This is a genomic window from Senegalimassilia sp. (genome assembly GCF_977052095.1).
In genome coordinates this window covers 1-21119 of sequence record NZ_CDRSTZ010000006.1, presented here as the reverse complement: position 1 = coordinate 21119, position 21119 = coordinate 1, and the positions used below count along the sequence as shown (strand labels likewise).

Genomic DNA, 21119 nt, shown 5'->3' with positions numbered 1-21119 from the left:
TGATTCCATCCCCACCGGCGACAGCCAAAACCTGACGAACGACCTGTCCCCTTGCCAGGTTTCTGACAAGGGGACAGGTCGTTCGTTATAGAAAAAGGCGTGGCTCAGAACTTTGGAGCCACGCCTTTGCATTGCGGTTTTCGAGCGTTGTTACTCGACGATCCTGCCATCTTCCATGGTGGCGTAGCCGCCGACGTAGACGTCGGTTGCGCGGCCGGTCAGCTCAGTGCCGATGAAGCCGGAATTCTTGGCCTTGCTGCAGAAGTCCGCAGCGTCGACGGTCCAGGCAACCTCGGGGTCGATGACGGTGAGGTCGGCCACGCTGCCAGCCTCGATGGCAACGCGGTCAAAGCCCAGGATGGTGCGCTGGTTGGCGCTCATCAGCTCGACGAGGCGCTCCCACGTGATCTTGCCCGTGGCAACCAGGTTCGTGATGACCAGGCCCAAGCTGGTTTCCAGGCCGATCATGCCGAACGGGGCAAGCTCGAACTCGCGGTCCTTCTCCCATGCCGTGTGCGGCGCGTGGTCGGTGACGATGGCGTCAACCGTGCCGTCGATGACGCCCTGGACAAGGGCCTCGGCGTCGGCGGCGGTACGCAGCGGCGGGTTCACCTTGAGCGACGTGTTGTAGTCATCGCCGATGGCGTCCTCGGTAAGGAACAGGTGATGCGGCGTGACCTCGCACGTGACGGGCAGGCCCTCGGCCTTCGCGGCGCGTACCATGTCAAGGCCGCGCGCCGTGGTGATGTGCTGGATGTGAAGCTTGCAGCCCGTCAGGCGGCACAGCGCGATGTCGCGGGCGATCTGCAGCTCTTCGCCTTCCGCCGGCCAGCCGAGCAGGCCGAGGCGCGTGGAGGCAACACCTTCGTTGACCTGGCCTTCGCCCACCAGATCCTCGTCCTGGCAGTGGCTCATGACCACGCGGCCAAACTGGCTGGCGTAGTCCATGACGCGGCGCATCATGCCCGCGCCCTGCACGCCATGGCCGTCGTCGGTGAACGCCACGGCGCCGTGAGCGATCATGTCGCCCATCTCGGACAGCGTTTCACCCTTCAGGCCCTGCGAGCAGGAGCCGGACACGTGCACGCGGCACTTGCCCACCTGTGCGGCGATGGACTTCACATACTCCACGGCCACCGCGTTGTCCACAACCGGGTTCGTGTTCGGCATGGCGCACACGGCCGTGAAGCCGCCGTGTGCCGCCGCGCGCGTGCCGGAAGTGATGTCTTCCTTCTGCTCGAAGCCCGGCTCGCGCAGGTGTACGTGCATGTCCACCAGGCCCGGGACCACGATCTTGCCGGCCAGGTCGCGCTCGACGCCCTTCTCCATGGTCAGGTTCTGGCCAACCTCCACGATCTTACCGTCGCGGACGAGGATGTCGGCGGTTTCGTTCAGACCGACCTGCGGGTCGATCACGTGCGCGTTCTTAAGCAGTAATGCCATCTTCGCTCCCTCCAAGCAGCAGGTACAGGGCGGCCATGCGGGTCAGGATACCGGCATAGACCTGGTCGAGAATAACCGAGCGCTCCGGGTGGTCGGCCATGAAGGAGTCAAGCTCCACGCCGCGGTTGATGGGACCCGGGTGGCACACGATGCAGTCGGGGCGCATAAGCTTGTTGCGCTTTTCGGTGAGGCCGTACAGCATGTTGTACTCGCGCAGGCTGGGATACGGGGCGCCTTCGAGGCGCTCGCGCTGGATGCGCAGCATGTACACGACGTCGAGCTCGGGCAGCACCTCGTCGATGTTGTGCGACACGTGGTCGGCGCCAAGCACCTCGGGGCGCGCGGGCAGCAGCGTCGGCGGTGCGATAACAGTAACTTCGCAGCCCATGATCTTCAGCGCGGGGATGAGGCTGCCGCACACGCGGGAGTGCCCGATGTCGCCGACGACGCCGACCTTCAGACCGTCGAGGCGACCCTTCGTCTGCCAGATGGTGTACAGGTCAAGCAGGGCCTGCGTGGGATGCTGGTGCTTGCCGTCGCCGGCGTCGATGACGTGCACGCCCGACACGTCGGCGATCTTGCGCGGCACGCCGGCGTGCTTGTCGCGCACGACGATCATGTCCACCTTGTAGGAGCACAGCGTTTCCACAGTGTCCACCAGCGACTCGCCTTTGACGGTGGACGTGGACGAACCGCCGAAGTTCAGGCTGGAAGCGGAAAGACGCTTTTCGGCCATCTCAAAGCTGGAGCGCGTGCGGGTGGACGGCTCGTTGAACATGTTCACGACGGTGAAGCCTTTAAGCGTGGGCACCTGCTTGATGCGGCGCTCGTTGACTTCCTTGAACTTCACGGCCGTTTCCAGGATGGCCATGATGTCATCAGCGGAATACTCCGTGATATCGATAAGGTGCTTGTGGTTGAAAGCCATGCGCTATTCACCTCCGAGCGGGGCTGCGCCGATGTGGGCGCCGGCGGACATTTCCAGAATCTCGACCTCGGATTTGCCGTCCACTTCCTCAAGGAACAGGCGGACGTTTTCCTGGGCCGCAGACGGCACGTTCTTGCCGACGTAATCGGCGCGAATGGGCAGCTCGCGGTGGCCGCGGTCGACGAGCACGGCCAGCTCGACGCGGGCCGGGCGGCCGATGTCCATAAGCGCGTCAAGCGCCGCGCGGATGGTGCGGCCGGTGAACAGCACGTCGTCAACCAGCACGACGTCCTTGCCGTCCATGTCGAAGTTGATTTCAGTGGAGTGAACCTCGGGGGCGAAATGCGTGGCGAAGTCGTCACGATAGAAGCTGATGTCCAACTTGCCCAGCGGCACCTTCGTGCCTTCGATTGCCTCGATTTTGTCGGCCAGGCGCTTCGCGAGCAAGTCGCCGCGCGTGACGATGCCGACGAGCGCGAGGTTGTGCGCGCCCTTGTTGGTCTCGAGGATTTGATGCGCGATGCGCGTCAAAGAGCGCTCGATCTCGTCTGCGTTCATGCAAACGTTCTTGACCGTTCCTGCGTCAGTCATACACACCCTTTCTCATGTCGAGTGCGTACAGACAGACACGTCGCGTCAAGCGGAGCCGCCGAGTTTTTCGGCCCGCTCGAACCCTGACGTCATGTCGCGCGGGCATAAAAAACGCCTTTGCGACTGACAAAGGCTTCGACTCTGATCCGCTCTTGTTCAGGTGAGCGTTTCGGGTGTTACCTTGTCGGTCTCTCTGTACCGCATTTAAAGGAACTGAGAGCACTATATGCGCTATTGCGGCGCTGCGCAACCCCAAATATCGAAAAATCCGGCCAAGAGACGGATTTTTATGCAGAACAACCAGCTATGGTCGCACGCAGCTGGCGCAGCCGATGCCGATGCCGATGCATAATCGCTCATGTATGTGATTTAATCCCTTACCCTCTGACGACATGAAATCCAGCAGCGTTCTGACCTGCGAAAACAAAACGTTGCATTTCGCTAGCGCCTGATGATTTCCAGCAAATCACATACATGAGCGTTTTTTGTACCTGCATCGAGTTTTTGGGCGCTGCGGATGCGCGATTGGGGTTGTTAGTGCAGCAGATTCACCATGCGGGCGGCTAGCGAATCCCAAGAGACGGCCGTAGTGTCGAAGCCAGTGCCATGCAGCGGGTGCTTTGCCGCTTCGCGCAGCTGATCGGCCAGCGCGTCGGCCAAGCGCTGTTCGAACGCCGGCAAGTCCTCTTCGACGGGCGTATCGGTGCCGACGATGGTCGGCGGGGCCACGAACGCAACAGGCGCGCCCGGAAGCGAAGTCTCAAGCCAGGGGCGCACGCCGGGAAGCTCGGTGACCACGGCGCGGCAGCCGCTTGCCAGCGCCTCCACGGTGACCAGCGGCAAACCCTCGAAAAACGACGGCAACACGAACACGTGCGACATGTTGTACGCAAGCACCAGATCATCTTGCGACACGCGTCCATGGAACAGCACCGGGAAGCGGCACGAATTCGCCACTTCGACGATGCGGTCGTATTGTTCCTGGTCGCTGTATCCGCCCACCAGGCAAAGCTCCACGGTTTCCGGGTCGAACGGCAGCAGGTTGAACGCGCGCACCAAGCTTTCGACGCCCTTCGCACGGCAAAGTTTGCCCACGTACAGCACGCGCAGCGGGTTTGCCGCGCGCAGCGCAGGACGTGGGGCGAACTCGTGGGCGCTATAGCCCGTCCCCACTACGCGAACGATTGCGGGATCAATGCTGAACAGCTCGACAATCTCGGCCTTTTGCGCCTCGTGAAGCGCCATGATGCCGTCAAGGCGCCGCACGGCATCGAAGATGCGGTGGTGCTCAAGCGTATGGTTGCGTAGCTGGCGAAGGTCCGTTGAGTGGCTGATTCCCCAGATGGAACAGGGCATCTTACCTGATGGCGAATCAGAACGAACCCAACCCGGTGACCAGTTTTCACCGGCTAGTTCGTTTAGCACTTCAGCAGCAACAGAGCACACCAGATACAGGTGATGGCAGATAACGGCATCGGGTTTAAACGCCAGCAGCACCTCGCGGATGCACTGCGCGAACGCAGACCGAAAAGCATCCACCATGTCGGGCGTCATATCGCGATAACGCGTGGCCTCGTACGGCATGACGTCGGACATGCCGCACACGGGAAACGGTAGCGCGTCCATGCGGAAGCGAACCGGGAAGAATTCCGCTCCAGCAGGCAACTGCGGCACATCGTCTCGGTCGATGCCGGCAATAACAGCCACTTCGTGACCTTGCCCGATCATAGAGCGAACGGTTTCGGCAAGGTATACGCCGCTGCCGGTGCTGTCGGGCTTTTGGGCGGATATGCAGAGGATTCTCATGACGCTCCTTGGGATTTGAGTATTAGACGCGCGCGCTTTTATCGACGCGATAACGGAGAAACCGCAATCAGCTTATGCCAGCAAGAAGCGCGCAGCTACGTGGCAGCGATGCTGGCTCGTAAGCGAAGCCCAGGCACCGGTTGACGGCACCTGGGCTTCGAGGGGGGGTGATAGCAACGGTCGGAAGACCCAATCGCCCGCGTGTCTTCGCTACTCGCCAGAAAACTCGCTTGCGAGCTCTTTGGTGGCGGCGATGGCGGCGTCCACATCGGCATCATCGTTCATGGCGCCGAAGCTGAAGCGCACGACGCCTTGGGTTTCGGTGCCCAGCGCCTTGTGCATAAGCGGCGCGCAATGGGCGCCGGGCCGCGTGCATATGCCGTAGTGCTGCGACAGCGCATCGGACACCACGCCGGAATCAACATCGCCGACGTTGAGGGCCACGATGCCGCAGCGCTGCCCCGAACCGCCTCCGAGCAATCGCACGCCGCCGACAGCGCTTATCTCGTTGGCAAACCGGTTCGCCATAGCAGCAATTCGTTCTGAAACGCTTGCAACGCCCTGGTCAGCCAGCCAGTTGCAACCCGCAGCAAGGCCGGCCAAGCCGTGCGCGTTCGCCGTTCCCGCTTCAAGCGCTTCGGGCATAAAGCGCGGATGACGTTCGTCGAAGCTGTGGACGCCCGACCCGCCTTCGAGCAGCGGCTCGATCTCAAGACCAGGGCGCACGATCAACCCGCCCGTGCCCTGCGGGCCGTACAGGCTTTTATGGCCGGTGAAGCACACGACATCGGCGCCTGTTTCAACAACGTTGAGCGGCCAGGCGCCGGCCGTCTGAGCAGCGTCAAGCACGAACAACGCCCCTGCTTCGTGAGCCATGTGCGCCACGCGCGCGACATCGTACACGTCGCCTGTAACGTTGGACGCATGCGTGGCCACCACAAGCGATGCCCCTTCGAGCGAACGCTGGTAGTCGTCCCAGTCAAGCGCACCATCAGGGGCTATGCGCGCTATGCGAACAGTGCAACCTCGCTCGTCACGCGCACGAAACAACGGCCGCAACACGGAGTTGTGTGAAGCCGCCGTGGTAACGGCGCAACCTCCCTCAAAAAGCAGCCCGTCAATGGCGATGTTGAGCGCCATCGTGGCGTTCATAGCGAACGATATGCTGGCGGCGCCCCAACCGCCCAGCAAGTTGGAAACCGCCTGGCGCGCGCCGAATACCGCCAGGGACGCGTCGAGGGCTGCCTGGTGCGAGCCGCGGCCCGGGCCGCCGAACGAACACATGGCCGCCGTGACGGCGTCGATGACAGCTTGCGGCTTGTGCTGCGTGGTTGCCGCATTGTCCAAGTAAACCAACGACAATACCTTCCCTTTCCATACTTGAATCCGCTCGAAACGCGAAACGTCCGCTTGACGCGTATCCGCTAGCTAACAGGCGGGCATTACAACGCCTGCCGCGTTCGTTGCCTTATACCGGTTACAGACGGTTACCGGTAGCTAAACATCCAGTTCGGCAGCAAGCAATGCCGCGCCAAGCGCACCGGCAAACCTGCCGTTTTCGCACGAGTCAACAGGAGCGGAAAGCTCTTCGGACAAGCGCGTACGCACGTAGTCGTTCTCGCAAAGGCCACCGGTAAGGAAATAGCGCGAAGCCGGCACCTGCCCCACCAGCGTGGCAACGCGCGACACCACCGAGTCGATGACGCCGCGCGCGATGTTCTCACGCGGCTCTCCCTTGCCCACCAGCGAGATGACCTCGGATTCCGCAAACACCGTGCACATGTTCGAGATGACGGTGGGTTGCCCCGCTGCAGCCAGGCGCGCCAGTTCCTGTTGACTGACACCCAAGCGGTCGGCCATGATCTCCAAGAAGCGCCCCGTACCGGCAGAGCACTTGTCGTTCATCACGAACTTGCGTACCTTGCCGGCGGCAAGGCCAATAGCCTTCGTATCCTGACCGCCCACGTCCACAACGGTTCCATCTTCTGCAAACAGCGCCCAAGCGCCCCGGGCGTGGCAGGTGATTTCGGTGACCACCTTGTTCGCGTAAGGAACGGCGATGCGGCCGTAACCGGTTGCCACTACGGGAAGCTCGTTGGCGTTATAGCCGGCCTGTTGCAGCCGTTTAGCCACTTCATCGGCCGCTTCCACGCTGGAGAAACCGGTCGGCATAACCAGCTTCTCCGCAATGTCGCCCGCGTCGTTCGCCACAACCGCTTTCGTGGCCGTAGACCCGATATCGATGCCGATGCCAATCATGTGAACTCCTTGTTGCCTGGATACAGGCGCCCGCCTTGCCTGCGGACGCGACAAAAGCGCGCCGGGTGAACCGGCGCGCGTCATACGTGCGTTACGTCAACGAGTTTAGCAGAAGCGGTCCCGCGAGGCGTCTATCTGACGTTCAAGCTCGACGATGCGCTGAAACGCCAAGCCTTGCGCAGCAGCAAGTGACGATCGGTCATACGCGTCTCCTTTCGGACGCAGCGCCCCCTGCGCTGTACGTCCCTCGCCTTGTTGCGCGAGCGTAAGGCCGCTCGCTGGCCACATGCCGCTTCGCGGCGTGTTGATATATTGGAAAATGGGAATGCGGAGCAAGCGCGATACGCGCGTTGCCCGTTGCAGAAAACGCCGGATGCAGAAAAGCCGGCTGATGCGTTTACCATACCACTCCGCAAGCGCGCAGATAAGGGTTCAGGGCGTTTCACTAAGCCAATTCATGAGGTTTTCGCACTCTAGTATTCCTGAGCGGCAAGACCATGCCGTGCGCTCTTAAACGGCTGGTATACTCATCAACGAAAACACGCGCTTGACCGAGCGTTTTTGCGCAGGTCAAGCGATTCAAGCTCGCAGGAAAGGCACGCTATGACTGGAAGTGCGCAGTCGAAAAAGGAAAACGACGGCGAACGCATACGCTTGACCACGCTGACCGAAAAAGGCGGTTGAGCGGCGAAGTGGGGTCCGGGCGACCTCTCGGAAATACTGAAAGACATTGCGCCGGCGCTGCCGGACCCGAACATTTTGCTGGGGTTCGATACCGCCGACGACGCCGCCGTATACCAGGTGGATGAAGACAACGCAGCCGTGCTGACGCTGGACTTCTTCACGCCCGTGGTGGACGATCCGTACGAATTCGGCGCCGTTGCCGCCGCCAATGCGCTGTCCGACGTGTTCGCCATGGGTGGGCGCCCCGTTGCGTGCCTGAACATCCTGGCGTTTCCCAGCTGCTTCGGCACCGATGTGGTTGGCGACGTGCTGCGCGGCGGCGCTGATAAGGTGCGCGAAGCCGGGGCGTTCGTAGTGGGCGGCCATTCCATCGAGGACGATGAGCCGAAGTACGGGCTGTCCGTGTTCGGATTGGTGCACCCGAAGCGCATGATCCGCAACGGCGGCGCGTTGCCGGGCGACGTGCTGTATTACACGAAAACGCTGGGGACGGGCATCATGAACGCGGCCTTGCGTGCGAATCTGAAGAGCGAGGACGACTTGCGTCCCGTCATCGACGGCATGATGGAGCTCAACCGCGCCGGTGCCGAGGCTATGCTGGCTTGCGGCGTGCGCGCGGCAACCGATGTGACGGGGTTCGGCCTTGCCGGGCACCTGCACGAGATGCTTGACGCTTCCGGGTGCGCGGCGCGCCTGGATTGGAAGGCGTTGCCCCTGTTCGAAGACGTGTACGAGCTTTCGTGCGATTATTGCCGCCCCGGAAAGACGTTCGGCATCATCGACTGGGCCGAATATTTTGTGGAACAAGGCGGGCTTGACGACTTCGAGTTCGACAACCGCATGGGCGTGCTGTGCGACCCGCAAACCTCGGGTGGCCTGCTGGTGGCCATTCCGCCCGAACAGGCACAGAAGTTCGAGGCAGAGTTCCAAAAACGAATAAACCGCCCTCCAACCCGCATCGGTGAATTCACCATCGGTAAACCAGGCCACATTTACATGAACTGGTAGAAGCGGAGCCACCAAAAGCTACGGAACACACGTCCTTATAGAGTTGAGGTTCGACTACAACAACACCGCAGGTCATCGCGGGTTTCAACCCAATTTCGTAGGGCTGAGCGAAAGCTCAGTCGTTCAAATTCAGCGCCGTAGGCGCGTCACACTTTTTTGCGCGGAAGCGCAATTTACAATTTGTGGCGCGCCTTTGGCGCTTTCTATTAGGTGTCGAGCTCTCGCTCGACGCTACGGATTTGCTTGCTTGTCAACCTCTAGTAGAGGTCCACTATGTTGATGGCGGACCAGGATAGGTTCTTTGTTTGCAGCACTTGCTCTAGTTCTTGTTGTTGGTTGGCGGGGGTGCTCCAGGCTAATCCGCAGCCGGCGGAAATTTCGGAAGGGACGGGAATCATGCGTCCCGGGACCGAGCCGTCGGCTGCGGCGGCCTGCACGGCCATGGCATCGGCCGTGCTGTCAAACGTCACCACCGCGTGAGGGGTTTTGCAACGTGATGGCATTACCGCTCGCTTTACGGGCGCACGACCACGCGGGCGTTGAGCTGCTTCTCAACGATTACGTACATATTCGTGACCTCGCCAACAGCCAGCTTATCGGAAATACCATAATGGTTCAGGCACGTGCCGCAGCTCATGATCTCCACGCCAGCTTCCGCAAGCTTCTTCAGATCGTCAAGCACTGGGCTTCCCTCAACCGTCAGCTTCACGCCGCCGTTATACGCGACAATGGTAGCCGGAAGCTCATCCTGCTGCGTAAGGGCGAACACGAACGCCTTCATAAGCGTAGCACCCAGCTCGTCATCGCCGGCGCCCATGCAGTCGCTGGAAAGCACAACCACCTTGTCACCTGCGGGGACCAGCTCTCCGCAACCGCAATCCTCAGCTTCGCCAGCTGCTGCAGCATCTTTGGTGAACGTAACGGCAAACTCCGCCTCGCCGCGCTCTTCGGACTGCGTGGCAATCTTCAAAGACTTGCCAAGGTTCTCAAGATTGTGCATGGCCGTTTTGTTGTCGACAAGCACCTCAAGCTGGCCTTCACCCATTTCGGCAAGCGCCTTCTTCGCGCGCACTACCGGCATAGGGCAAGCTTGGCCTTTCGCATCGATCGTTTCCATATTCTGCTCCTTTCAGCGGCTTTGCCGCACGTACTGCTTATTGCTAGCGAGTATAACCCTCTGGCCCATCGATTGGTTTCGAACATATCTTCAGCCGCAAATGCAAACCGATGCAGCGGGTACTCACCTACCGATTCGCCGTATTTCAAACACCGGTGACAACCGGTTAAACACGAGATAAAAAGCTTGCTACAGCATCTCGATGAACGCACCGAGACGCGTTTCCACTTGACCGGCGTCGTTCGTGGAATAGTCCGTCTCAAGCTTCATATACGGAACGCCGGCCTCTTCGCAAGCGCGCTGCACCAGCGCAGACTCGATGTTGAACGTATGGCACGCCTGCAACACCACTTCCACGATGCCGTCCACCTTGTACTTCTTCACCATGTCCAGCATATGCTCGATGCGGCCCGTGTTCGGCGACATGACCGAGCAGTTGATCTGCAGGTAACGGTCGGAAATTGCGCGAAGGATGTCGGGGGCGCCTTCGTTTACAAGCATGCTTTGCGTGCGCTCGCCCGAGCAATCGTCAACGCACACGATGACGCCGCCTGCGCGTTCAGCCGTCATGCCCACCTTCTGGATAACGCCGCCCGTGGGGCAGCCGGTGATCATGATGCGCTTGGCGTCTTTCGACACGGGGCGCTCCCCCGCCTCGTAAGCGCTACGGCGCTTCGCGGCCAAGTCTTCGAGAATCTGCGCATACTGCTCCACATCGAACGTGAACGTGGCGCGCAGAAGCGTGGTCATCAATTCAACGCCGCTCATGGCAGGCGGCTCAAGCTGCTGCAAACCGTACAGGTCGAGCATGGCGCGGCGCACGCGGTTGCGGCGACGAACGGCCTCGCGCAGCTTCTCGTCGGTGATATCAACGTCGAAGCGCTGCTCAAGCTCCTCTTTCAGCAGCTTGCACTCTTCGTACCAGATATCGGGAGCGTAGCTGCGGTTGCGCGCCTGCGGAAGTTGCATAACGTGCACGGGCTTGATGTCGGCAAGCAGCTCATACATCTTTTTCTTGCCATCGCACGTGGTTTCGCCAAGAATCATGTCGGAAAAATAGGTGAACGGGCACTTGTTCGTGAGCGCGAAACCGTACGTGCCTTTGATAAGCGGGCAGAGGTTTTTCGGCAGCACCGTTTCGGCGTCGGGGATGGTCTCGTTATTCATACCGCACAGGCCAACGGCGCCGGCGCCGGCCGCATCGACCAGCTCAAGCGGGCTGTAAGAGCACAGGTAACCGCACAGCTTGCCGCCGTCTTGCTTGTAGTTCATGGCGTTGATGAAGCTGGCGCGACGCGCTTCGTCGAACGATTCGTAAATGCTTGGCAGGTCGGTAGGGACCGCCGGCTCCGCGGAGGGGTCGTACATGAAAACCTCTATTCTATTGCTCGTCTGAAATGGTGAAACGCAGCCGCATACACGCAAATGTACCAGCTAGCGATTCGCGAAAAAGCACGCCCAAAGGCAGAAACGACGCACCTATGACGAACCGAAGTATAGCACCGCGAACAACATGCTAGGAGCGTTTGGCGCACGCGCAGAGCGTATCAACAACGTATCTCCTCACTGATAGCAAAGCAGTCGCAGGTACGAGTTGTCACGCACGAGAACGGTAGCCATCCTTAGGATTTGCGTTCTTGAAACACCTCGTGTTAAAACAGCCCATGAATACAAAAGGTCGTTGCACGTATAGTGCAACGACCCGATTCGCAATGGCAGAGAACGCTTGGTTTATTTTACCTTCTTCTGGTTGTAGATGAACCAGTATGCCAAACCAACAACCGCTCCACCGATGATGTTACCGATAGTAGCTGCCGAAATGTTGTAGAAGATGGCGCCCAGATCAAGCGCGCCGACGTTGGCAACCGAAGCGCCGAAACCCATCGTCTTCATGAGCAGCCCGGTGGGCAGGAAAAACATATTAGCAACGCAGTGCTCAAAGCCCGCCGCCACGAAGAAGCTGATGGGAAGCAAAATACCCAGCACCTTGTCGGCCACGGTGCGCGCGGAAAAGCCGATCCACACGGCCAGGCACACCATGATGTTGCACATGATGCCCTTGCCTAAAAGCACGAACCAGTCGGGCGTGACCTTCGATACGGCCACGGACACCATCACATCGCCCACGGCGCCGCCGTTCATGCCGCCGACGTTCGCCCAGAAAATAAGCGCCACAGCTAAAAGCGAGCCGGCCAGGTTGCCCAGCCACACGACAACCCAGTTCTTCAGCATGCCGCCCATGGAAATCTTCTTCGAAGCCAGACCGGTGACCATCAGGTTGTTGCCCGTGAACAGCTCGGCGCCGCAGCACAGCACCAAAACCAGGCCCAGGCAGAAGCAGATGCCGCCAACCATGCGCTGAGCCGCGAACGGCATGGTGGAGTCGCCCAAAAACACCATGAAGTACGTGGCGCCGAAACCGATGAACGCGCCGGCAAGCATAGCCGACACAAAGCACTTTGCCACGCCCATCTTCGACTTCGTAACGCTGATGCCTTCTGCTTTCGCCAGGGTTTCTGCAGGCGAAAGCTCGTCCGGTTTTAACGTTTTCACATCAGTTTGATCCATGCTCATGTGCCATCTCCTTCGTTGAGGCCTTCTCGTCTTAAGAGAAAATCACATAACATTCTGACATGTTCGCGTTATTGCTACCGTTTAAGTTTCGTTTTTGCTCACGAACGGTACCTTTCGAGGTGTCGAACGCCTTCGGAAAGAGATTCTATATACTAGTTAAAATCAATAATTGCCGTCAGTTGCTCGGCTTCACATACCGAAAGAAGGATCCATGCCCGAACCCCGTACCGACCTGCTGCGAGCCTTGCCGCAGGTCGAAGAGCTTATGCAGGCACCGCCGCTCAAGGCGCTTGAGAACATCATCCCCCGCGCCATGCTGGTCGACTGCGCGCGCGGCGCCATCGACAGCGTGCGTCAAGGCGTGCTTGCCGGAACCGTCGAAGCCGTTGACGGCGAGGCCATCCTGGAAGCCGCTTGCCACAGCGCGCTTGCCACGCTGCGCCCGAGCCTGCGCCGCGTCATAAACGCCACCGGCGTGGTCATCCACACGAACCTTGGCCGCAGCGTGCTGGCCGAATCCGCCGTGCAGGCCGTCGTCGATGCGGCGCGCGGGTATTCCACGCTTGAATACAGCACCCAGCACATGGCGCGCGGCAGCCGTCACGACCATGTGGAGCACCTCATCTGCACGCTAACCGGCGCCGAGGCGGCCATCGCCGTGAACAACAACGCGGCGGCCGTCATGATGGTGCTGGCCGAGTTCGCCGCCGGGCACGAGGCCATCGTCAGCCGCGGCGAGCTGGTGGAGATCGGCGGCAGCTTCCGCGTGCCCGACATCATGGCGCAGTCGAACGCCCGCATGGTGGAGGTGGGCGCCACGAACAAGACGCACGCCTTCGATTACGAGCGCGCCATCACGCCCGACACGGCCATGCTGCTGAAGGTGCACCCGTCGAACTACCGCATGATCGGCTTCACCGAAAGCGTGTCGAAAGCCGACCTGCGCCGCATTGCCGACGCCGAAAACGCGCGCCGTCGCGCCGCGGGCAGCTGCGCGCCCGATGTGCTGGTATACGAGGACCAAGGCTCCGGCGCGTTTCTGCATCTCGACGTGTTCGGCGAATACGCCGAGCCGACCGTGCGCGAGTCGCTTTCCGGCGGCTGCGACCTGGTGTCGTTTTCGGGCGACAAACTGCTAGGCGGCCCGCAAGCCGGCATCATCGTAGGCAAGAAAGCCTACATCGACCGCCTGAAGAAGCACCCGCTTGCTCGCGCCATGCGCCTGGACAAAATGACGCTTGCGGCGCTTGAGGCCACGCTGCGCCTGTACCTTGACCCGCAGGCGGCCTTGCAGCAGATTCCCACGCTGCGCATGCTCACCGAGGACGCAGACGTGGTGCACGAGCGAGCCGAAGCGCTCATGCATGCGCTGCGCAAGCACGTTTCCGCACGTCAGGCGCATCTTGACATCGTGGAGGAAACGGGGCGCGCAGGCGGCGGGTCGCTTCCTATGTGCGATATCGACACGTATTGCGTGCGCTTGGAGTTCAAAGCCGGCAACGCGCAGGCCTGCGAAGCGCACCTGCAGCGCAACCGCGAAGTGCCGGTCATCGGGCGCATCAAACACGAATGCGTGCTGTTCGATGCGCGCACCATCACCGAAAGCGACATCCCTGAAATCGCCGAAGCCGTCGGAAGCTACTTCGCGACGCTTCCCGGCGCGAAGGAGGCGTAAAAGCGCATGAGCGAACACTCGAACGCCGCCGTGCCCGATTTGGTGCTGGGCACGGCCGGGCACATCGACCACGGCAAATCCACGCTGGTGCAGGCGCTTACCGGCACCGACCCCGACCGCCTGGCCGAAGAGAAGCAGCGCGGCATCACCATCGAGCTGGGGTTCGCGCAGCTGGTGCTGTCCGACGGCACCGCCATGGGCGTGGTGGACGTTCCGGGCCACGAGAAGTTCGTGCGCCAGATGATCGCCGGGTCCACCGGCATCGACGTGGCGCTGCTGTGCATCGCGGCCGACGACGGCATCATGCCGCAAACCGAAGAGCACCTTGCCGTGCTTGAATTGCTTGCCATCCCCACGTGCGTGGTGGCGCTGACGAAGTGCGACCTGGTAGACGACGAATGGGCGGCGTTCATGGCCGACGAGGTGCGCGGGCGGCTGGCCGCAACGCCCTACGCAAACGCCGACGTGGTGCCGGTATCCAGCCGCACGGGAGCAGGCCTCGACGAGCTGCGCGCGGCCATCCAGAAAGCCGCGCATGCTACGGCGCGCCGCGCTGCCTCTAGCACGTTGCGACTTCCCGTCGATCGTAGCTTCACCATCAAAGGCGCCGGCACCGTTATCACCGGCACGCTGTGGAGCGGCGTTGCCGCCGTTGGCGACGAAGTGGAGATCATGCCCGCCGGCACGCGCACGCGCATCCGCTCCGTGCAGGTGCACGGCAAGCCCGTCGACGCTGCAGCAGCCGGCCATCGCACGGCGCTCAACTTGAACGCCGTGTCCACCGAGCAGGTGCGCCCTGGTGATTTCCTCTGCACGCCCGGAAGCGTGGTGCCTACCGATCACTTCGACGTGGACCTGACGTATTTGGGCACGCCGGGAAACGACAAGCCGCTGGAATCCGGCTCGCGCGTGCACGTTGCCCACGGCACGAAAGAATGCATCGGCCGCGTGCTGCTCATGGAAGGCTTGCCATCCATCGCGCCAGGTCAAAAGACGGCGGCGCAAATTCGCACCGAGGAGGACCTGCCGGTTTCATACGGTGATCGCTTCGTGATTCGTTCGTATTCTCCCGTCCATGTCGTCGGCGGCGGCGTGGTGCTGCGAGCCCACCCGCGCCGCACCACCACCATAAACGAAGGCGACAAGGCGCTGCTTGAAGCCCTGCGATCAGGCGATGAGGCCGCAGCTGTGCAAGCGGCGTTCGCTCAAGCCGAATACCCCGTCAGCGCCGGCGAAATCGCCCAAGCAACCGGGCTTTCCGCGGCACGCGCGGCAAAAGAGCTTGCAGCGCTGGTCGAAGCCCGCAACGCACAGCGCATCAGCACGGGAAACGCGTCTGCCGAGCTGTTCACCACGAAGCGCCAGCTGCAAAAACTTTCGAAAGCCATCGAGAACGCCCTGCTGAAGTTCCATGCCGCAAACCCTGCGGCCACGGGCATCGCAAAAGACGCCCTGCGCCAAAGCGTCATGCCCAAAGCCAGCGCCGAGGCATTCGCCGCCGTGCTGGCTTCCGCCCAAGCGTCCGGCCAGGCCGTTATGTGCGACGGTCTTGTCAGCCACCCGCAAGCGGGTGCGGGCGCGCGCGTGCTCGAAGAGCAGAACGCGCAGAAGCTGTCCGACATCCTGCGCGAAGCCGGCGTGAAACCGCCGTTTGCAGCAGACCTGTTCATCCAAGCCGACCTGGCGCCGAAACAAGCCTATAAAGCGCTTGGCGTGCTGGAGAAGCAAGGCCGCATCGAGAAAGTCAACGACGACCTGTTCTTCGACTCCCAGGCATTCGCAACGCTGAAAACTGCCGTGGCCGAACAGCTGGCCGGTGGCCCCGCCAGCGCCACCGAGCTTAAAGACGCCATGGGCCTTTCGCGCAAGCATGCCATTCCCGTGCTTGAGCACCTGGATGGCATCGGTTTCACACGCCGCGTCGGAGACGCCCGCGAACTGGTGTAATGGCTTTAAATCGCTAGGGTAAGCAATGCAATACGAACAAGACGACGGTTACGCCGAGCCCACACCTAAGACGACCGTCAATGCTACAAGAGAGTGCGGATGCACGGAATAGCAATCCAAACAAAAAGGAGCCCGTTTGGGCTCCTTTGCATTTCTTGGCGGAGATGCGTGCGAATCGAACACACCCGAGACGTTCTGCGCGCCTCACAACGGCTTTGAAGGCCGCGGGAACCACCAGGCCCCACCCATCTCCGAAAAGGCGTAATAGATTGTACCGTAACAGAAGCGTAACACGAAGCAATTCGATAAACGCACCGACAATTCCGCAAAGAGCGCATGCGAAAGTCGGTTCGCTTGCTATTTGTAGTATGGCAAGACCAGATTTCCCACAAGCGCAACGCCCATGAAACCCACGGCAAACAAGACAACGGCAGCAATGATATGGGCCCGATAGGAACGGCGCCGCACCCTCGGCAGCACTCGATAGACAGGACGCGGATCGAACAACAAAGGCATCGGGCTGATAAACAACAACCAGGCAAAGGCGAAGGTTACAGCTCGAGCAGGTATCGGCAGCAGCGCGGTGTCCCCACTTGTGTTAAATATAGAGTTCACGCAAATCACTGCAAGCAAAACTACCCAAATGATAAGCAAAACATCCCACGAAAAACCCAACCAATAAGGAACTCGCGAAAACAACTTTCGCATGTTCGCTTTTACCGAACATTTCGTCTTGACAGGCGCCGGCATACTCCCCTGGCTGGCAGCGGAAATCGGCTCTTCATGCGGCACCGCACAAGCCTCATCACTTTTGCAGCCTATATCAATGCCCACATCATAGGGGTCGCCACAAGCGATAGCATCTGATGACTGTTGCACAACTGCGATAGACGAATCAAACGCCCGAGCCAACGCCTTGACCGACTGGAAGCGGTCGGCAGGGTCAAACGAAACGGCCTGCAGAACAACATCGCGCAGTACCGAAGGCACGTTGTGCGTAGCCAGCACTTGAGCGATATGGTTTACTTCAGGCGTCTCTTCGCATAATAGGTAAAACAGCAGCATGCCCAGCGCGTATACATCGCTGCGCTCGTCGGTTTGGCCGTAGCCGAACTGCTCGGGCGGCGCATAGGCATGCGTGCCGAAATGCTTCGTGTCGGTAGTGGCATCCGCATCAAAGGTGCGCGCGATGCCCAGGTCGATGACGAACACCGCATTGCCTTCAGCCATGAAGTTTGACGGCTTGATGTCGCGATGGATAAGCGGCGGGTCGAAACGCTCGTGCAGCTCGCAAATGGCATCGCACACCTCGGGAAACAACCGCTTCGCCAGTTCAACGGACGGGTCGCACTCGTACACCACGTCGGCAAGCGTTTTCCCCGGCACGCACTCCATGACCACCGCATCCTGTTCGCCGACGCTGTAGCAATCGAAGATGCGCGGGAGGTGCAAAAAGCGCGTACCTTGGCGCTGCGCATCCAAGATGCGCCGATACGCTCCGCCAAGGCCCGCTTCGCAATCGAAATATTTGCGAATGTACGGGCCTTGTTCCGAGCCGTTTTGACCGACGAAGAACACGCGCTCAGTGCGCTCGAGCTGGCCGTTTTTCAGCACGGCGTCAACGCGATAGCACTCGTCGCGCGCCAGGGAATCAAGTTGTTGCTGGAGTTCGTCATTCATAACTGAAATGGTACCAGAAGTACGCCGGATGCGCGGCCGCGCCGCGAGCGGCTTATTCCGTGATGGTTTGCTCGTGAAACGCGTACAGCTGCTCATCGGCAGCTTGCAGCGTCTCGCCATGGCTGATGCAGAAAATGATGATGGCATCGCGGCGGTCTTTGCAATACAGCTCGTTGTGGCCGCCGGCCCGCAGCATGCGGTTCGTTTCCCGTAGCGTGCAGCTCATAGCGAAGGCAAGCTGCAGCAGCTTATTGCGCGACGGCTTGCGCTGGCCGACGAAAATCTGATAGCCGAACGTGGGGTTCAAGCCCGCCTGGCGCACCACCTCTGGACGCACAAGGCCTTTCTCGTCAAGCAATTGCTGCAGGTAACTGGGTAAATCGCGGCCATGCAACCGATGTTTGCCCGCAAACTTCACCGGGTCGGGCGCGCTCAGCAACTCATCAAGCAAATCTTCCGTCAAGGGTTCCTTCACGCGCCGCTTCCTCTTTCGCTTAATTCCACGTTTACTAAAGTAAACCATGTAGTCTTCTCAATACGATAGCAGAAGAACGGAATAAGACGCTTACAAATTGGCTATTGCATAGTCAGCCTCTTCTTCGGTGAATTTCTCACCATACTCGCTGGTAAGCTGATCGCGAATAGCGGAAGGCGACATGCTCATAGTGTCTTGATAAGACTTTGCTTTCTCAAGAGCATTGGCATTCCAATCAGCCTTTACGTTATCGATAGCGTACTGAGCCGCTTCCGGCGAAAATTGTTCGCCATATTCAGAAGTCAGCTGATCATACACACCCTGCTTCGACATATGCATCAGGTTGGAATAGGATTCAGCTTTTTTCAGCGCGGATTTATACTCCGTTGGAACCGATGCTTCTGCGGCTTTTGGCTCTGCAGTCGTCTCCGATTGCCCTTGCGAAACAGTTGAGCTTTCGGTACTCGAAGCGGTGGATTGTTGCGAGACAGCACTGCTTGTCGTTTGTGAAGATGAGGCGTTCGAACTTGTTGTCTTAGAACCTCCACCGGCACCGCCAACGACAGCCGCAATAACGATGATTGCAAGCACCCAAAACCACACACGTTTATACAGTGGTTTCTTTGCTGCTTTTCCTGAGGTGTCCTCTGCCATAGCAATTCCTTTCCAATAAGTGATTTGACGTGCGAAAACGTATTCCATGGTAGGGAAAGGGCTCTATCATTTCATTAGCTCGCGGCTACGATTTAGGAGGTTATCCGCCAGTAACTCATCTGAGGTCGCGGAATGCTCAAGCAATATTTCAGAGGCGCTACTTTGTTTGAGAAGATCCAAAAAGCGCCGGCCCAAGCGGACCGGCGCTTTTGCAGAAGAGCGTTATTGGATATGAAGCGAATGACTATTCGTCCTTTTCGTCGCCGGAAGTCTCGGCGGCATCCTCCTGAGTTGCGGCTTCTTCCTCAGCCGCCTGCCGAGCAGGCTCTTCACCCTGCTCGGCGGGGGCGTCGTGCTCGGCTCGGTTGCGGGCTTCGGCTTGTTCGGCCACGATGTCGTCGATGGACACGTGGGCGGCACCGGTGGTCTCAAGCGCTTCGATGGCGTCAAGGTCCTCGGCGTCCTCGGCCTGCGCGGCCTCGGCTTCGACCTCGGTCTGCGCGGCTTCAGCAGCGGCGGCCTCGGCCATCTCAGCAGCTTTCGCGGCGGCCTCGGCGGCAGCCTTTGCAGCCTCTTCAGCGGCCTTAGCGGCTTCGGCAGCGGCAATCTGCGCGGCCTCGGCGGCAGCGGCCTGCACCAGCTGCTCCACCGGCGCATCGTCGCGCACCAAGCGCACGGCGAAGTGCGCGTCGGAGGAGCCGGGGGCCAAGCGCGTGGCCAGGGCGTTGCGACCGCACAGCTTGTCAAGCTTAAAGTGCTTGCCAACCGCGCTGTCAAGGAACGCCTTCACCACGCCGGCGTTCTCCTCGCGCGTAACCGTGCACGTGGAGTACGCCAGCATGCCACCGGGCTTGATGTGCGTTGCGGCAGCCTTCAGCATGCCCAGCTGCGTCTTCGCGAAGTTCTCGACATCGCGCTCAGCCATGCGCCAACGGATTTCGGGATGACGGCGCAGCGTGCCCATGCCGGAGCACGGCGCGTCAACGAACACCAGGTCGAACAGGCGCTCGGGCATGACGTTGTCCAGGTCAAGCGCGTTGCCGGTGAATGCCTCAGTGACGTTCACCCCGTAATCTTCGGCGCGCTTCTCAAGCAGGCGCGTCTTGTACGCGTGGTTGTCGATAGTGACGTATTCTTCGATCTGCGAGCCGTACTTGCGGCAGGCGTTCGACTGCAGAAGAATGGTCTTCGTTGCACGGCCGGCACCAACCTCCAGTACACTGGCAGGCTTCTCATCGGGCAGGATGTTCGCCGCAACCATCTGGGCAGCCGCGTCGGACACCAGCATCTTGCCCTGGTCGATCTGACGCTCAAGCGCCGGCACCAGAAGCGCGCGGCTTTCGGGCACGCGCAGGCAGCCCGGAACGTCGATGGCGCCAAGGCTGACCGGCTCCGCAACCTCTTCGGCACGCTCGAACGCCTTCAGCACGTGATCGTCGGTAACCTTGCAGGCGTTCACGGCCACGAACAGCGGCGCAGGCTCGTTCGAAGCGCGCATGAAGTCGATAGCGGCCTGCGGGCCCAGGTCGGCCATAAGCTTGCGCACCATCCACGTGGGGAACGCCTGCGTGCGGGCAAGCGCGTCGATGTCGGTGGCCGGGTTGCCGAACGGGAAGTCCAGGCGCAGGCGCACCACCTTGTGCAGCACGGCGTTGGCCACGCGCGCAGCCGGGCCAGGGCTGAACGACTTCACCATCTCGACGCCCTGGTCAACAGCGGCATGCGCTTCCTTGCCCAAGAAGATGAGCTCGTACACGGAAATCTGCAGCGCGTCGCGCGTCTCGCGGAACACGTCTTCGGGCGTGTCGAGCGCGCGGTCGATGATCTCGTCGAGCGTGCCGCGGGCGCTGACGGTGCCAAGCGCCAGCAGCGTGGCGAACGCACGGTCCTCAACCGACATGCTGGAATGGTCGATCACCTTCGCGATAACGTCCTGCGCGAATGCCTGGCGCTCGCGAACGGTGCGCACGACCTCAAGCGCGGCAAGGCGCGCCGGCGTGGCGTTGTTCTTGCGCATGCGAGGAGCGGGCTTGTTGCCGCGCGGTGCGCCCTTGCCGCCGCGTTCGGCCTGCTCGGGCTTGCGACGCGGGTCGCGCGTGGTGTTGCGGCCGCGAAAATCAGGCTTCGGCGTGCGCTCGGCATCGCCGTCGCGGCGCGAGCCACCCTGCGGACGGGCGCCGTTGCGATCGAAGTCGCGCTTCGGGCCGCGGTTGAAATCGCGCTTGGGGCCGCGATCATTGCGGTCGCGGTCGCCGCGGTAACCGCCGCGGTTTTCGCC

17 protein-coding genes and 1 tRNA gene are annotated in these 21119 nt (G+C 60.7%); 3 read left to right on the top strand and 15 right to left on the bottom strand.

Annotated elements, in window-relative coordinates:
- Positions 1 to 150: 150 nt before the first annotated feature.
- From ACWI6D_RS02180 to ACWI6D_RS02155, 6 genes are all read right to left on the bottom strand, one after another.
- Entirely contained in the window at positions 151 to 1443 is a 1293-nt protein-coding gene (locus tag ACWI6D_RS02180) for a dihydroorotase (RefSeq protein WP_449133500.1), read from the bottom strand.
- Complete coding sequence (locus ACWI6D_RS02175) at positions 1427 to 2371, bottom strand: aspartate carbamoyltransferase catalytic subunit (RefSeq protein WP_303251117.1); 945 nt, start codon at positions 2369 to 2371, stop codon at positions 1427 to 1429. Before ACWI6D_RS02175 ends, ACWI6D_RS02180 begins: the two co-directional genes overlap by 17 nt.
- A gap of 3 nt (positions 2372 to 2374) precedes the next feature.
- A complete protein-coding gene (gene pyrR, locus ACWI6D_RS02170; RefSeq protein ID WP_129422926.1) occupies positions 2375 to 2962 on the bottom strand; it encodes a bifunctional pyr operon transcriptional regulator/uracil phosphoribosyltransferase PyrR in 588 nt (195 codons plus the stop codon).
- Positions 2963 to 3496: 534 nt separating this feature from the next.
- Positions 3497 to 4768 (bottom strand): glycosyltransferase family 4 protein, encoded by a 1272-nt coding sequence (locus ACWI6D_RS02165; RefSeq protein WP_449133499.1) that lies wholly within the window; start codon positions 4766 to 4768, stop codon positions 3497 to 3499.
- Positions 4769 to 4978: 210 nt separating this feature from the next.
- A complete protein-coding gene (locus ACWI6D_RS02160; RefSeq protein WP_449133498.1) occupies positions 4979 to 6130 on the bottom strand; it encodes an aminotransferase class V-fold PLP-dependent enzyme in 1152 nt (383 codons plus the stop codon).
- A 135-nt stretch (positions 6131 to 6265) separates the two neighbouring features.
- Positions 6266 to 7027, bottom strand: a complete 762-nt coding sequence (locus ACWI6D_RS02155) for an acyl-CoA dehydratase activase (RefSeq protein WP_449133497.1) — start codon at positions 7025 to 7027, stop codon at positions 6266 to 6268.
- A 603-nt stretch (positions 7028 to 7630) separates the two neighbouring features.
- Here ACWI6D_RS02155 and selD point away from each other — a divergent pair.
- Entirely contained in the window at positions 7631 to 8719 is a 1089-nt protein-coding gene (gene selD, locus ACWI6D_RS02150) for a selenide, water dikinase SelD (protein WP_449133496.1), read from the top strand.
- Positions 8720 to 8976: 257 nt separating this feature from the next.
- Here the strand turns inward: selD and ACWI6D_RS02145 are convergent, their stop codons facing one another.
- The 4 genes from ACWI6D_RS02145 to ACWI6D_RS02130 all read right to left on the bottom strand — a co-directional run bounded on the left by ACWI6D_RS02145 (position 8977) and on the right by ACWI6D_RS02130 (position 12410).
- The gene (locus ACWI6D_RS02145) at positions 8977 to 9222 is read right to left on the bottom strand and encodes a DUF3343 domain-containing protein (protein WP_368406574.1); all 246 of its coding nucleotides are present in this window, start codon (positions 9220 to 9222) and stop codon (positions 8977 to 8979) included.
- An 11-nt stretch (positions 9223 to 9233) separates the two neighbouring features.
- Positions 9234 to 9836 carry a sulfurtransferase-like selenium metabolism protein YedF gene (yedF, locus tag ACWI6D_RS02140; RefSeq protein WP_449133495.1) on the bottom strand — a complete coding sequence of 201 codons (603 nt, stop codon included), beginning with the start codon at positions 9834 to 9836 and terminating at the stop codon, positions 9234 to 9236.
- A gap of 189 nt (positions 9837 to 10025) precedes the next feature.
- Positions 10026 to 11204, bottom strand: coding sequence for a double-cubane-cluster-containing anaerobic reductase (locus ACWI6D_RS02135; RefSeq protein WP_449133494.1), 1179 nt, complete (start codon positions 11202 to 11204; stop codon positions 10026 to 10028).
- Between the two features lie 363 nt (positions 11205 to 11567).
- A complete protein-coding gene (locus ACWI6D_RS02130; protein WP_337368243.1) occupies positions 11568 to 12410 on the bottom strand; it encodes a formate/nitrite transporter family protein in 843 nt (280 codons plus the stop codon).
- A 211-nt stretch (positions 12411 to 12621) separates the two neighbouring features.
- On the opposite strand from ACWI6D_RS02130, the gene selA reads away from it, so the two are divergent.
- Positions 12622 to 14085 carry an L-seryl-tRNA(Sec) selenium transferase gene (selA, locus tag ACWI6D_RS02125; RefSeq protein ID WP_449133493.1) on the top strand — a complete coding sequence of 488 codons (1464 nt, stop codon included), beginning with the start codon at positions 12622 to 12624 and terminating at the stop codon, positions 14083 to 14085.
- A 6-nt stretch (positions 14086 to 14091) separates the two neighbouring features.
- Positions 14092 to 16032, top strand: coding sequence for a selenocysteine-specific translation elongation factor (selB, locus tag ACWI6D_RS02120; protein WP_449133492.1), 1941 nt, complete (start codon positions 14092 to 14094; stop codon positions 16030 to 16032).
- Positions 16033 to 16188: 156 nt separating this feature from the next.
- Here the strand turns inward: selB and ACWI6D_RS02115 are convergent.
- From ACWI6D_RS02115 to ACWI6D_RS02095, 5 genes are all read right to left on the bottom strand, one after another.
- A tRNA-Sec gene (locus tag ACWI6D_RS02115) sits at positions 16189 to 16285 on the bottom strand.
- Positions 16286 to 16389: 104 nt separating this feature from the next.
- Entirely contained in the window at positions 16390 to 17808 is a 1419-nt protein-coding gene (locus ACWI6D_RS02110) for a serine/threonine protein kinase (protein WP_449133491.1), read from the bottom strand.
- A complete protein-coding gene (locus ACWI6D_RS02105; RefSeq protein WP_337369353.1) occupies positions 17765 to 18187 on the bottom strand; it encodes an XRE family transcriptional regulator in 423 nt (140 codons plus the stop codon). The genes ACWI6D_RS02110 and ACWI6D_RS02105 overlap by 44 nt, the downstream gene beginning before the upstream one ends.
- 90 nt (positions 18188 to 18277) lie before the next feature.
- Positions 18278 to 18841: an Ltp family lipoprotein gene (locus ACWI6D_RS02100; protein ID WP_449133490.1), complete on the bottom strand. Its 564-nt coding sequence runs from the start codon at positions 18839 to 18841 to the stop codon at positions 18278 to 18280.
- 244 nt (positions 18842 to 19085) lie between these two features.
- Positions 19086 to 21119 (bottom strand): transcription antitermination factor NusB (locus ACWI6D_RS02095; protein ID WP_449133489.1); only part of this gene is annotated, 2034 nt, incomplete at its 5' end.